We start from the raw sequence: 12,518 nt of genomic DNA on the forward strand, positions 1-12,518 counted from the left end.
ACACTGGATTCCGACATGACCAAGACCATCACCCTCGTCCCCGGCCAGATCACGATGCCGCAACTGCGCGCGGTGTGGGACGGCAGCGCCCGTCTCGCGCTCGACGCCGCCGCCTGGGGCCCGGTGCGCGCCTCGGCCGCCGCGGTGCGCACCATCGTGGAGGCCGGCAAGCCCGCCTACGGCATCAACACCGGCTTCGGCAAGCTCGCCAACACGCACATCGCGGAAGACCAGCTCGAAGCGCTGCAGACCAACCTGATCCGCTCGCATTCGGTGGGCGTCGGCCCGCTGATGGACGACGGCGTCGTGCGCCTGATCCTCGCGATGAAGATCGCCAGCCTCGCGCGCGGCTTCTCGGGCATCCGCCCGCTGGTGCTGGAAACGATGATCGAGGCCTACAACGCCGGCATCCTGCCCTGCATCCCGAGCAAGGGTTCGGTCGGCGCCTCGGGCGACCTCGCGCCGCTGTCGCACATGACACTGGCGCTGATGGGCGAAGGCCGCGTGCGGGTCGATGGCGTCGAACGCAATGCGGCCGACGCGCTGGGCGAAGCTGGCATCACGCCGATCCAGCTCGCGGCGAAGGAAGGCCTCGCGCTGATCAACGGCACGCAGGCCTCGACCGCGCTGACGCTGCAAGGCCTGTTCCTCGCCGAGCGTGTGTTCGCCGCGGCGATTGCAGCCGGCGCGATGTCGGTGGACGCCGCGCGCGGCTCCGACGCACCCTTCGACGCCCGCATCCACGAAGTGCGCGGCCAGCCGGGGCAGATCGCCGTCGCCGCGCGCTACCGCGAGCTGCTCGCCGGTTCCGAGATCCGCCAGTCGCATCTGACCAACGACGACCGCGTGCAGGACCCCTACTCGCTGCGCTGCCAGCCGCAGGTGATGGGCGCATGTCTGGACCTGCTGCGCGGCGCGGTCACCACGCTGACGATCGAAGCCAATGCGGTCTCCGACAACCCGCTGATCTTCGAGCACGAAGGCCACTGGTCGGTGCTCTCGGGCGGCAACTTCCATGCGGAGCCGGTGGCCTTTGCGGCAGACACGCTCGCGCTCGCAATCGCCGAGATCGGCGCACTGTCCGAGCGCCGCATCGCGCTGCTGATCGACGCCTCGCTCTCCGGCCTGCCGGCCTTCCTGATCCCGAACCCCGGCCTGCACTCGGGCTTCATGATCGCGCACGTCACCGCCGCGGCATTGGCGTCGGAGAACAAGTCGCTCGCCCATCCGGCCAGCGTCGACAGCCTGCCCACCTCGGCGAACCAGGAAGACCACGTCTCGATGGCCACCTTCGCCGGGCGGCGCCTGACCGACATGGCAAAGAACACCGCGCACATCGTCGGCATCGAGTTGCTCGCCGCCGCGCAGGGCATCGACTTCCATCGCGCGATGAAGACCTCGGTGCCGCTGGAAAAGGTGCATGCGCAACTGCGCGCCGAGGTGCCGTTCCATTCGGACGACCGCTACCTCGCACCCGATCTGGAAGCCGCGCAGCGCATGGTGCTCTCCGGCATCTTCGACCACGCGGCGCACGATCTCCTGCCATCCATCGAGGGCTGAACCATGAGCACCGAGGGCGTACGGCATACCGGCTTCGACACGGCCATCTGGCAGGGTCGCGAAGACTCGCACGAAGCGCACTTCAGCCAACGCTGGCATGAGGCGGTGCAGCCGCTGGGCGATGCCACGCAGCGCCACGGTGTCGCGCTGCTCGGTTTCGCCTGCGACGCCGGCGTGCGCCGCAACCTCGGCCGCCCGGGTGCTGCCGCCGGCCCCACCGCACTGCGTCGCGCGCTGGCCAACGTCGCGCTCGCCGCGGCCTCGGTGCTCTACGACGCCGGCGACGTGCATTGCGATGGCGACGCGCTCGAAGCAGCGCAGGCCCACTACGCCGGAGAAATCGCGAAACTGATCGAGCGCGGCCACCTGCCGATCGGGCTCGGCGGCGGTCACGAGATCGCCTTCGGCAGCTTCATGGGGCTTGCCACCGCGCTGAAGAAGCGCAGCAGCGAAACACCGCGCATCGGCATCCTGAACTTCGACGCGCACTTCGACCTGCGCGCCGCGGATCGCGCCAGTTCCGGCACGCCGTTCCGACAGATCGCCGAGACCTGCGCGGCGCAAACCTGGCCCTTCCACTACACCGTCTTCGGCATCTCGCGCTTCGCCAACACCGCGGCGCTGTTCGAACGCGCGAAGCAACTGGGCGTGCGCTGGATGCTGGATGAAGAACTGGGCGCCGCGAAGCTTCACGCCGCGCTCGCCGCACTACATGCCTTCCTTGCGCAGATCGACCACCTGTACCTGACGATCTGCCTCGACGTGCTGCCGCCCGGCCTCGCCCCCGGCGTCTCGGCGCCCTCGGCGCACGGCGTCGCCATGGAAATCATCGAACCCCTGATCGACGCGGCGGTCGCCAGCGGCAAGCTGCGCCTCGCCGACATCGCGGAGTTGAACCCCGCGCAGGACATCGACGCCCACACCGCGCGGGTCGCAGCCCGGCTGGTTGCCCGCATCGCCGCGGGGGCGCATCCGTGAGCGACGCGCCGGTTCGGGACGGACTGCTGCGCAACGTCCATCTCGCGAGCTTTGTCGGCGAGGGCTACGGCACTGTCCGCAACGCTGCACTTGCGTGGCGCGACGGCACCATCACCTGGCTCGGGCCGGAAGCTGAGCTGCCCGCCGAGTTCAGCGCGCTGCCGCCCCACGACGGCGCCGGCGGCTGGCTTACGCCGGGGCTGATCGATTGCCACACTCACCTCGTCTACGCCGGCAACCGCGCCAACGAATTCGAGGCCCGGCTCAACGGCGCGAGCTACGAAGACATCGCCCGCGCCGGCGGCGGCATCCTCTCCACGGTGCGCGCCACGCGTGCGGCCGACGAAGACGCGCTGCTCGGCGCCAGCCTGCCGCGCGTCGATGCGCTGCTCGCCGAAGGTGTCGCCACGCTGGAGATCAAGTCTGGCTACGGGCTGGACCTGCCCAGCGAACGCAAGATGCTGCGCGTCGCGCGCCGCATCGGGGAACTGCGCGGCATCACCGTGCGCACCACCTTCCTCGGCGCCCACGCGCTGCCGCCGGAGTTCGCCGGCGAGGCCGATGCGTACATCGACCACCTCTGCACCGCGATGCTGCCCGCGCTCGCCAGCGAAGGCCTGGTCGACGCGGTCGACGCATTCTGCGAGCGCATCGCCTTCACGCCCGACCAGACCGCCCGCGTGTTCGACGCCGCCGCGAAGCTCGGCCTGCCGGTGAAGCTGCACGCCGAGCAGCTCTCGGATCAGGGCGGCGCCGCGCTGGTCGCACGCTACCGCGGCCTCTCCGCGGATCATCTCGAATGGCTCTCGGACGACGGCATCGCCGCGATGAAAAGGGCCGGCAGCATCGCCGTACTGCTGCCCGGCGCCTTCTACTGCCTGCGCGAAACCAGGCTGCCGCCGATCGCCGCGCTGCGCGACGCTGGCGTGCCGATGGCCGTCGCCACCGACGCCAACCCCGGCACCTCGCCACTGACCTCACTGCTGCTCGCGGCGAACATGGCCTGCACGCTGTTCCGCCTGACCCCGCAGGAAGCCCTCGCCGGCATCACGCGCGAAGCCGCCCGTGCGCTGGGCCTCGCGGACCGTGGCACGCTCGCGGTCGGCCAGCGCGCAGATTTCGCGCTATGGCGAATCGGAGCGCCGGCGGAGCTGGCCTACGCGCTCGGTGCGCGACCACTGGTCGCTTGTTGGATCGGCGGCATCAAGCGCTGAACGCCCCCTCTAGGGACGCGCCAGTTTGCCTCATCGCGCGAAGCGCTAGTGCGCTTCGTCCCAGTTGGCGCCGGCGCCGACTTCGACGACCAGCGGCACCTTCAGCGCGGCGGCGCCGCTCATCAGTTCCGCGAGCTTGGGCTTGACGGTATCAAGCTCCCCCTGCGGCACTTCGAGCACCAGTTCGTCGTGTACCTGCAGCAGGAGTTTGGATTGCAGCGTGCTGCCCTGCAGCCAGTCATACACCCGACGCATCGCGATCTTGACGATGTCGGCTGCCGTGCCTTGCATCGGCGCATTGATCGCGGCGCGCTCGGCGCCCTGACGACGACCGACCTGCGCGGCGCGGATCTCGGGCAGCATCAGGCGGCGGCCAAACACCGTCTCGACATAGCCGTGGTCGCGCGCAAAGCGGCGGGTTTCTTCCATGTAACGCGCAACGCCGGGGTAGCGGGCGAAGTAGCGGTCGATGTAGGCCTGCGCGGCGCTGCGCTCGAGATCCAGCGCCTTGGCCAGCCCGTGCGCGCTCATGCCGTAGATAAGACCGAAGTTGATCGCCTTGGCGTAGCGACGCTGCTCGCTGGTCACTTCGGACGGCACAAGGCCGAACACCTCTGCGGCGGTGGCGCGGTGAACATCCAGCCCTTGTGCGAAGGCTTCGAGCAGGCCGGCATCGTCAGACAGGTGCGCCATGATGCGCAGCTCGATCTGCGAGTAGTCGGCCGACACGATGACGTTGCCCGGCGCCGCGATGAAGGCGGCGCGGATACGGCGACCTTCTTCGGTGCGCACCGGAATGTTCTGCAGGTTGGGTTCCGAGCTGGAGATGCGCCCGGTGACCGCACCGGCCTGCGAGAAGCTGGTATGCACCCGGCCGGTGTTCGGGTTCACCGAGCGCGGCAGTTTGTCGGTGTAGGTACTCTTGAGCTTCGCCATGCTGCGGTATTCGAGCAGCAGTTTGGGCAGCGGATAGTCGAGTGCCAGTTGTTGCAGCACTTCTTCGTCGGTCGAGGGCTGGCCGCCTGGGGTCTTCTTCAACACCGGCAGCTTCTCGCGCTCGAACAGGATCTCCTGGATCTGCTTGGGGCTGTTGAGGTTGAAGGGCTGCTTGGCGAGCGCGTGGGCTTCGGCCTCCAGCTCCAGCATGCGGCGGCCGAGCGTGTCGGATTGCCGCAGCAGCAGGTCGCGATCGATCAGCACGCCGTTGCGCTCCATCGCCCACAGCACTTCCATCGCCGGCATCTCGACCTCGCGGTAGAGCTTGGCCAGCGCCGCGTCGCTGCTGACGCGCGGCAACAGCACGTTGTGCACCCGCAGCGTGGCGTCGGCGTCTTCGGCGGCGTATTCGGTCGCCCGCGCGATCGCAACTTCGTGGAAACCGATCTGGTTGGCGCCCTTGCCGCAGACATCGGTGTAACTCAGCGTATCGAGCATGCCCGCGTGGCGCTTGGCGAGCTGGTCGAGGTCATGGCCCTTGTCGCTTTCCACCACGAAGGATTCGAGCAGCGTGTCGTGCTCGACGCCCCGCAAGCGGATGCCGTGGTTGGCCAGCACATGCATGTCGTACTTCAGGTTCTGGCCGAGCTTGCGGTGCGCATCGGATTCGAACCAGCCGCGCAGCTTCGCGAGCACCTCGTCAAGCGGCAGCTGGGCCGGCGCATCGGGATAGTGGTGCGTCAGCGGCAGGTAGGCCGCCTCGCCCTCCTGCACGCTGAAGCTCATGCCGACGAGGCGCGCGAGCATCGGGTCGAGGCTGTCGGTCTCGGTATCGAAAGCCGTCAGCGGCGCCGCACTGATCTTCGCCAACCAGGCGTCGAAGGTCGTCCAGTCGAGAATGGTGGCGTAGCCGGCGCGATGCGCGCCCGCGTCATCCAGCAGCGACGCCTGCGCCGGCGCAGCTGCTGGTTCGGTATTTGCCTGTGCAGGGGATGAGTCTGCTGCCGTTGGGGCTTCGCCGCCCAGCGCGGCGCGCGCCTCCTTCAACCAGGTGCGGAACTGCAGGCGCTCGAACCATTCGGCCAGCGTCTCGTTCTGGCTGATGCCGAACGCCAGCTGATCGAGCGTCACCGGCAGTTCGCAATCGGTTTCGATCGTGACGAGCTTGCGACCAAGCGGCAGGAAGTCCAGGTGCTTGCGCAAGTTATCGCCGACTACGCCGCCGATCGCCCAGTCCTCCTTCTTGCCCTTGGCAACCTTCTGCTGCGCGGCAGCGACCACGCCATCGAGCGAGTCGAATTCGGCGAGCCACTTCACCGCGGTCTTGGGGCCACACTTCTCGACGCCGGGCACGTTGTCCACCGCGTCGCCGACCAGTGCAAGGTAGTCGATGATGCGTGTCGGCGGCACGCCGAACTTGGCGAGTACGCCAGCTTCGTCGAGCACTTCGTTACTCATGGTGTTGACCAGCTTCACACGCGGCGTGACGAGCTGCGCCATGTCCTTGTCGCCGGTCGAGATCACCACGTCGTAGCCGGCCGCTTCGCCGCGCCGCGCCAGCGTGCCGATCACGTCATCGGCCTCGATGCCTTCGACCATCACGATCGGCCAGCCCATCGCCTGCACGCAGGCGTGGATCGGCTCGATCTGCAGCCGCAGGTCGTCCGGCATCGGCGGGCGGTGCGCCTTGTAGTCGGGGTAGAGGTCTTCGCGGAAGGTCTTGCCCTTGGCATCAAAGACACAGGCAAGCCTGTCTGCCTTGTAGTCACCCAACAGCCGGCGTAGCATGTTCAGCACCCCGAACACCGCGCCAGTAGGCTCTCCGCGAGCATTTCGCATGTCCGGCATGGCATGGAATGCGCGGTACAGATAAGAGGATCCGTCGACCAGCAGAAGCGTCGGCATGGGTATTCAACCGGTGAGCGCGGCAGGTGTCGTGCCGGTACCGGCACCACATCGATCCTGCGACGAAAGACAAGAATGAGCGCGAAAGAGAAACTCCCGCCCGTAACCACCGCAACGCCCGGCACGCACAGCCAGATGGCGCGCGAGGCATGGCGGATCTTTGGAATTATGGCAGAGTTCGTCGAGGCGACTGAGCGTCTCGCACCGATCCGCCCGGCTGTCAGCATCTTCGGCAGCGCCCGCACCAAGCAGGACGATCCGTACTACGAGAAAGCCGAGAAGATCGCGCGCCTGCTTTCGGATTCCGGCTTCTCGGTCATCTCCGGCGGCGGCCCCGGCATCATGGAGGCGGCCAACAAGGGCGCCTACTTTGGCAAATCCCCCTCGGTCGGTCTCAACATCCAGTTGCCGATGGAGCAGCACGGCAACCCGTACCAGGACATCTCGCAGACCTTCCACCACTTCTTCGCGCGCAAGTACATGTTCGTGAAGTGCGCCAGCGCGTACGTGGTGATGCCCGGCGGCTTCGGCACGCTGGACGAGCTGATGGAGGCGCTGACGCTGATCCAGACCGGCAAGAGCCGGCCGATCCCGGTGATCCTGGTGCATTCGCCGTTCTGGAAAGGGCTGGTGGATTGGTTCCGCGAGCGCCTGGTGGCCGAGAAGATGGTTAACCCGGAAGACCTCGATCTGATCCAGGTGATCGACTCGCCCGAAGATGTGGTCGAGGCGATCTTCAAACACTACGAGCATCGCGGATTCGAGCCGCTACCCGGCGAACACGAGCTGATGCTCAACCTGTAAGAGGCGCACCATGTCCCACACCCTCCGCAAGCTGTTCGTGATCGCGATGCTCGCCGCAGCACCGGTGGTCGCGCAGGACAAGCCGCCCAAGCTCGAACCGATTCCCGAACCGCCACCGCCGCCGGCTGGCGTCGTCGATACCGACGAAGCGCCGGAGGTCACCGTATCGACCCGTGGCGAGGACAAGATCGAGGAATACCGCATCAAGGGCCGGCTCTACATGATCAAGGTGACGCCCAAGGTCGGCAAACCCTACTACCTCGTTGACCACAAGGGCGATGGCGTGTTCGCGCGCGCCGACGACAACGAGCGCAGCCTGTCGGTCCCGATGTGGCTGATCAAGTCCTGGTAACTGGCAGGTCGGCAGCTCGCTGCCGCCCGCGTTGAAACGATGTCCGTCTTCACACCCGTCACTCCGGAACAGATGCGCGACTGGCTCGCCGGCTATGCCGTCGGCCGCTTGGCCGAGCTGCGCGGCATCGAAGCCGGTGTGCAGAACAGCAACTTCTTCGTCACGACCACGCTCGGCCGCTACGTGCTGACGCTGTTCGAAAGCGTGCCGCGCGCCGAACTGCCGTACTACCTGCACCTGATGGCGCACCTTGCCCGACATGGCCTGCCGGTGCCGGCGCCAATCGCCAACCGCGACAACGATTACCTCGGCACCCTCGCCGGCCGCCCGGCCGTGATGGTGACGCGCCTTGCCGGCCGCTCAGAGATGGCGCCCAGCGTGGCGCAGTGCGAGCGGCTCGGGGCGATGCTCGCCGGGCTGCATCTGGCCGGCATGTCCTACGGCCGCCGGCAGGACAACTCGCGCGGCCCCGCCTGGCGCGAGCGTGCGGCGGCGGCGGTCTTGCCGCAACTCGCACCGGGCGACCGCGCCCTGCTGGAAGCCGAACTGATCGTGCAGCGCGGGCTCGATGAACTCGACCTGCCCGTCGGCACGATCCACGCAGATCTGTTCCGCGACAACGTGTTGTGGGATGGCGAGCATGTCGGCGGCGTGATCGACTTCTATTTCGCCTGCACCGATGTGCTGTTGTTCGACGTGGCCGTCACCCTCAACGACTGGTGCGGTCGAGCAGACGGCACGCTGGACCCGGCGCGCGCCAACGCCTTCCTGCTCGCCTACCATGCCGACCGGCCCTTCACCCGTGCCGAACGCGAAGCCTGGCCGGCGATGCTGCGGCGTGCCGCGCTGCGCTTCTGGCTCTCGCGGCTGGAAGATTTCCACCGCCCGCGCGAAGGCGAAATGGTGCTGGTGAAGAACCCGGATGAATTCCGCGAGATCCTGCGCACACGCATCGCCCAACCGGGTGCGGTGCGCCTGCCGTGAGCGGCCGCCGCAGGCCGCCAACCCGGAAAGCCCCGCGCATTTGGTAGGATCCGCATCCCGCCGCCCCGATCGCACGACTCACCCGCCATGCATGCTCATAACCTTCCCACCCCGGCCCAAGTCCCGGCCAGCAGCGCGCTGAGCTGGTTCCGCGAAGGCTGGCGCCTGTTTATGGCGCACCCGGCCGTGTGGTCCGTGATGGGCGCTGCGACCTTCCTGGTGCTCGCAATCGCCGTTTGGCTGCCGCTGATCGGCCGCGTGCTCGCGATGGTGGTGCTGCAGGTGCTGGCAGGCGGCATGGTCGCCGCGGCCCACCATTCGCGCGAAACCGGCACGCTGAAGATCAACGAGCTGTGGGACGGTCTGCGCCAGCATGCGGCCAATCTGGCGATGATCGGGGTGCTGCAGGGCATCGCGCTGACCGCGGCCGGCATCCTGACCTTCATCACCAGCCTGGTCCTTGCGCTGCTGCTCGACATCACCGGCCTGGCCGGCTTCGACTGGATCACGCTGGCGCTGAGTTGGGTCGCGGACATCTTCGTATCCTTCGTCGTCGTGATGGGCATGCTGCTGGCGCTGTGGTTCGCCCCGGCACTGGTGATGCTCAACCGCGCCTCGCCCTTTGATGCGATGCGCCTGTCGTTCCGCGCCGCCTTGCACAACACCGGCGCAAGCGCACTGGTCGGCGCTGTGCTGGTGCTCGGCGTGCCGCTGGCGATCACGCTGAGTTTCGGTTTCGGCATCGTCGTCGTGATTCCGCTCGTCGCCACGACGATCTACGCCTCCTGGCGCGACGTGTTCGCCAGCACCGGCGCGGAGGCCTGAGATGCAGGCGCACAAGCTGCCCGCCTCGCATGGCTGGGCCTGGGTCAAGGCCGGTTTCGCGCTGTACCGGCGCAATCCGTTCGCACTGGCGGCCAACGTGATGCTGATGTGGCTGGTGCTGATGTTCGCCGGCATGCTGCTGGTGCCACTGCTGGTCACGGTGCTGCCCGAATCGGTTGCGCCGTGGATCGCGCAGGCCCCCCTCGCGCTGCTGCTGCCGGCCTTGTCGGTCGGCGTATTCAACGTCTGCCGCACGATCGAGCAAGGCGATCCCGTGCTCCCGTTTTCGCTGTTCTCAGGCTTTCAGCGCAATCTGCGCGAGCTGGTGGTGCTCGGCCTGATCTACTACGTCGGCAGCCTGCTTGCACTGGCAATCACCACCGCATGGGACGGCGGCATGCTGATCGACGTGATGCAGGGCCGCCGCAAGCTCGACGACCCGGCGCTCGATGCCGATGCCCTGATGCGCTCCGCACTGATGCTGATGGGGCTGACGATGCCGGTGATGATGGCCAACTGGTTCGCGCCACTGCTGACCGCCTGGCGCAAGGTGCCGCCGGTCAAGGCCGCGTTCTTCAGCTTCGTCGCGTTCTGGCGCAACTTCGCGGCGTTCTTCGTTTTCGGGCTCGCCGTTGCGCTGGTGCTGTGGCTGATCCCCGGCGTGATCGGCGCCGTGCTCGCGATGGCCTCGCCGTCGCTCGGCGCTTCGATCGCGATGATGTTGCCGATGCTGCTGATCCCCGGCCTGTACGGGGCGTTCTACGTCAACGCGCTGGAAGTCTTCCCGGGCCTGCAGGATGGTCCGCTCGCCTGAGCTCGCGCCGCTCGGCATCCTCGGCGGCACCTTCGACCCGATCCACTTCGGCCACCTGAGGCTTGCCGAAGAGGCTCGCCAGCAGCTGGGGCTCGCCCGCGTACGCCTGATTCCGGCTGGCCGCCCCGCCCACCGCGGCGCGCCCGGCGCGCGAGCGGAACAACGCCTGGCGATGACGCAACTGGCGGCCGCCGGCAACGCTACGCTGGAAGTCGATGCCGCGGAGGTGCTCAGCGACGCACCGAGCTACACCGTACCGACACTGGAACGCCTGCGCCGCGAACTGGGCGCACAGCAACCGCTTGTGTTGCTGTTGGGGGCTGACGCCTTCGCCGGCCTGCCGACCTGGCATCGCTGGCGCAGCCTGTTCGAGCTTGCCCACATTGCCGTCGCAACCCGGCCCGGCCATTCGCTCGACCCCCACGCGCTGCCGCCCGAGCTGGCGGCCGTGTGCGACGAACGAAGCACCGATGCAAGCGCGCTGGCGACGTCGCCAGCCGGCTGCATCCTGCGTTTCCCGATCACCCCGCTCGACATTTCAGCCACCGCCATCCGCAGCGCCTGCGCGCGCCTAGAGAGCCCGCGCTACCTGTTGCCGGATGGGGTTGTCGACTATATTGCCCAGCACCGCCTCTATCGCGAGGCGCCCTGCGAACCGGAGGAAGAACCGTCCTGATGAATATCGCCAAGCTTGAAAAAGTGGTCGTCGACGCCCTTGAAGACATCAAGGCCAAAGATATCGACGTCATCAATACCACCCGCCTCACCTCGCTGTTTGACCGCATCGTGATCGCGAGTGGCGATTCCAACCGCCAGACCAAGGCGCTCGCCCGGCATGTGCAGGACAAGGTCCGCGAAGCCGGTGGCGAAGTGATCAGCGTCGAAGGCGAACAGACCGGCGAATGGGTGCTGGTCGACCTCGGCGACATCGTCGTGCACGTGATGCAGCCTGCCGTACGCAGCTACTACAACCTGGAAGAGATCTGGTCGCATACGCCGGTTCGCCGCCGCCCGCATGCGGCCGAGGCGCACGGCGAAGCGCTCTGATGCGGCTCGCGATCGTCGCCGTCGGCACCCGCATGCCGGGCTGGGTCGATGAGGCCTTCGGCGACTTCGCCAAGCGCATGCCGCGTGAATGCACGCTCGATCTGGTCGAAGTCAAGGCCGAACCGCGCAGCGGTGGCAAGACCGCCGAGCAGATGATGGCCGCCGAAGCCGAGCGCATCCGCGCCGCACTGCCGCCGCGCGCACGGCTGGTGATCCTCGACGAGCGTGGCGAAGACCTGAGCACCAAGTCACTCGCGCAAAGGCTGGAGCGCTGGCTGGGTGCGGGTAACGATGTTGCGCTGGTGATCGGCGGGCCGGACGGGCTCGACCCGACACTCAAACAGGCGGCACACGAGAAGATCCGCCTTTCGTCGCTGACCCTGCCGCACGCGATGGTGCGTGTGCTGCTGGCCGAGGCGCTGTACCGCGCCTGGAGCGTGACGAAGAACCACCCTTACCACCGCGAGTGAGCGGCAGAATCGCCCGCATGTTGCCACCCAGAATCTACCTCGCCTCCCGCAGCCCGCGCCGCCGCGAGCTGCTGCACCAGATCGGCGTCGCGTTCGATACGCTGCTGTTCCGCGCCCCACCGCGCGAAGACGCCGACGTGGCCGAAGATGTGCTACCCGGCGAGCACCCCGACGCCTACGTGGTCCGCGTTGCCCGCGCCAAGGCGCAGGGCGGCTGGACGCGGCTCGCCTGGCGCAATCTGGTGCCACGGCCGGTGCTGTCCGCCGATACCACGATCGACCTCGACGGCGAGATCATCGGCAAGCCAGCCGACGAGGCCGATGCCGCGGCGATCCTGCGTCGCCTCGCCGGCCGCAGCCATCGTGTGCTGACCGCGATCGCGATGGCGGACGGGCAACGCATCGATCACCGGCTCTCGGTCAGCGAAGTGCGTTTCGGCGAGCTGAGTGACGAGGACATCCGGCGCTACGTGAGCAGCGGCGAGCCGATGGACAAGGCGGGCGCCTACGGCATACAGGGTCGTGCGGGCGCATTCATCGCTGAGATCCGCGGCTCCTACACCGGCATCGTCGGCCTGCCGCTGCACGAAACCGCGCAGCTGCTGCGCGAGTTCGGCTACCCGGCCTGA

At 67.7% G+C, this 12,518-nt stretch carries 13 protein-coding genes; 12 read left to right on the top strand and 1 reads right to left on the bottom strand.

All coding sequences use genetic code 11. From position 1 onward, the window contains the following. Positions 1-15 precede the first annotated feature (15 nt). From hutH to hutI, 3 genes are read left to right on the top strand one after another with little or no spacing between them, the layout of a single operon-like run. Complete coding sequence (hutH, locus tag HH302_RS15870; protein ID WP_172203227.1) at positions 16-1,560, top strand: histidine ammonia-lyase; 1,545 nt, start codon at positions 16-18, stop codon at positions 1,558-1,560. Between the two features lie 3 nt (positions 1,561-1,563). After that, positions 1,564-2,538 (top strand): formimidoylglutamase, encoded by a 975-nt coding sequence (gene hutG, locus HH302_RS15875; protein WP_172203228.1) that lies wholly within the window; start codon positions 1,564-1,566, stop codon positions 2,536-2,538. Beyond that, the gene (gene hutI / locus HH302_RS15880) at positions 2,535-3,752 is read left to right on the top strand and encodes an imidazolonepropionase (protein ID WP_172203229.1); all 1,218 of its coding nucleotides are present in this window, start codon (positions 2,535-2,537) and stop codon (positions 3,750-3,752) included. The genes hutG and hutI overlap by 4 nt, the downstream gene beginning before the upstream one ends. 45 nt (positions 3,753-3,797) lie before the next feature. On the opposite strand, the gene polA is transcribed toward hutI, so the two are convergent. Next, positions 3,798-6,593, bottom strand: coding sequence for a DNA polymerase I (polA, locus tag HH302_RS15885; protein WP_172203230.1), 2,796 nt, complete (start codon positions 6,591-6,593; stop codon positions 3,798-3,800). A 75-nt stretch (positions 6,594-6,668) separates the two neighbouring features. Between polA and HH302_RS15890 the strand changes: the two genes are divergently transcribed. The 9 genes from HH302_RS15890 to HH302_RS15930 all read left to right on the top strand — a co-directional run bounded on the left by HH302_RS15890 (position 6,669) and on the right by HH302_RS15930 (position 12,518). Then, positions 6,669-7,397 (top strand): TIGR00730 family Rossman fold protein, encoded by a 729-nt coding sequence (locus HH302_RS15890; RefSeq protein ID WP_172203231.1) that lies wholly within the window; start codon positions 6,669-6,671, stop codon positions 7,395-7,397. Between the two features lie 10 nt (positions 7,398-7,407). Continuing rightward, positions 7,408-7,749, top strand: a complete 342-nt coding sequence (locus tag HH302_RS15895) for a DUF2782 domain-containing protein (RefSeq protein WP_172203232.1) — start codon at positions 7,408-7,410, stop codon at positions 7,747-7,749. 39 nt (positions 7,750-7,788) lie between these two features. Beyond that, positions 7,789-8,733 carry a homoserine kinase gene (locus tag HH302_RS15900; protein WP_172203233.1) on the top strand — a complete coding sequence of 315 codons (945 nt, stop codon included), beginning with the start codon at positions 7,789-7,791 and terminating at the stop codon, positions 8,731-8,733. Between the two features lie 87 nt (positions 8,734-8,820). Next, positions 8,821-9,558 carry a BPSS1780 family membrane protein gene (locus tag HH302_RS15905; RefSeq protein WP_172203234.1) on the top strand — a complete coding sequence of 246 codons (738 nt, stop codon included), beginning with the start codon at positions 8,821-8,823 and terminating at the stop codon, positions 9,556-9,558. Position 9,559: 1 nt separating this feature from the next. Further along, positions 9,560-10,372 (top strand): BPSS1780 family membrane protein, encoded by an 813-nt coding sequence (locus HH302_RS15910; protein WP_172203235.1) that lies wholly within the window; start codon positions 9,560-9,562, stop codon positions 10,370-10,372. After that, entirely contained in the window at positions 10,356-11,048 is a 693-nt protein-coding gene (nadD, locus tag HH302_RS15915) for a nicotinate-nucleotide adenylyltransferase (protein WP_172203236.1), read from the top strand. Before HH302_RS15910 ends, nadD begins: the two co-directional genes overlap by 17 nt. Next, entirely contained in the window at positions 11,048-11,419 is a 372-nt protein-coding gene (gene rsfS / locus HH302_RS15920) for a ribosome silencing factor (RefSeq protein WP_172203237.1), read from the top strand. The genes nadD and rsfS overlap by 1 nt, the downstream gene beginning before the upstream one ends. Next, positions 11,419-11,889 (top strand): 23S rRNA (pseudouridine(1915)-N(3))-methyltransferase RlmH, encoded by a 471-nt coding sequence (gene rlmH / locus HH302_RS15925; RefSeq protein ID WP_172203238.1) that lies wholly within the window; start codon positions 11,419-11,421, stop codon positions 11,887-11,889. The genes rsfS and rlmH overlap by 1 nt, the downstream gene beginning before the upstream one ends. A 17-nt stretch (positions 11,890-11,906) precedes the next feature. Further along, positions 11,907-12,518 (top strand): nucleoside triphosphate pyrophosphatase, encoded by a 612-nt coding sequence (locus HH302_RS15930; RefSeq protein ID WP_172203239.1) that lies wholly within the window; start codon positions 11,907-11,909, stop codon positions 12,516-12,518.

Origin of the sequence: Niveibacterium sp. COAC-50, from assembly GCF_013184235.1 — a bacterium.
GTDB classification, from domain to species: Bacteria; Pseudomonadota; Gammaproteobacteria; order Burkholderiales; family Rhodocyclaceae; genus Niveibacterium; species Niveibacterium microcysteis.

Excerpts from the sequence above, each read along its gene's own strand:
- hutH (WP_172203227.1), top strand. The coding sequence starts at position 16 with ATGACCAAGACCATCACCCTCGTCCCCGGCCAGATCACGATGCCGCAA.
- hutG (WP_172203228.1), top strand. The coding sequence starts at position 1,564 with ATGAGCACCGAGGGCGTACGGCATACCGGCTTCGACACGGCCATCTGG.
- polA (WP_172203230.1), bottom strand. The coding sequence starts at position 6,593 with ATGCCGACGCTTCTGCTGGTCGACGGATCCTCTTATCTGTACCGCGCA.
- HH302_RS15890 (WP_172203231.1), top strand. The coding sequence starts at position 6,669 with ATGAGCGCGAAAGAGAAACTCCCGCCCGTAACCACCGCAACGCCCGGC.
- HH302_RS15895 (WP_172203232.1), top strand. The coding sequence starts at position 7,408 with ATGTCCCACACCCTCCGCAAGCTGTTCGTGATCGCGATGCTCGCCGCA.
- HH302_RS15900 (WP_172203233.1), top strand. The coding sequence starts at position 7,789 with ATGTCCGTCTTCACACCCGTCACTCCGGAACAGATGCGCGACTGGCTC.
- HH302_RS15905 (WP_172203234.1), top strand. The coding sequence starts at position 8,821 with ATGCATGCTCATAACCTTCCCACCCCGGCCCAAGTCCCGGCCAGCAGC.
- HH302_RS15910 (WP_172203235.1), top strand. The coding sequence starts at position 9,560 with ATGCAGGCGCACAAGCTGCCCGCCTCGCATGGCTGGGCCTGGGTCAAG.
- nadD (WP_172203236.1), top strand. The coding sequence starts at position 10,356 with ATGGTCCGCTCGCCTGAGCTCGCGCCGCTCGGCATCCTCGGCGGCACC.
- rsfS (WP_172203237.1), top strand. The coding sequence starts at position 11,048 with ATGAATATCGCCAAGCTTGAAAAAGTGGTCGTCGACGCCCTTGAAGAC.
- rlmH (WP_172203238.1), top strand. The coding sequence starts at position 11,419 with ATGCGGCTCGCGATCGTCGCCGTCGGCACCCGCATGCCGGGCTGGGTC.
- HH302_RS15930 (WP_172203239.1), top strand. The coding sequence starts at position 11,907 with ATGTTGCCACCCAGAATCTACCTCGCCTCCCGCAGCCCGCGCCGCCGC.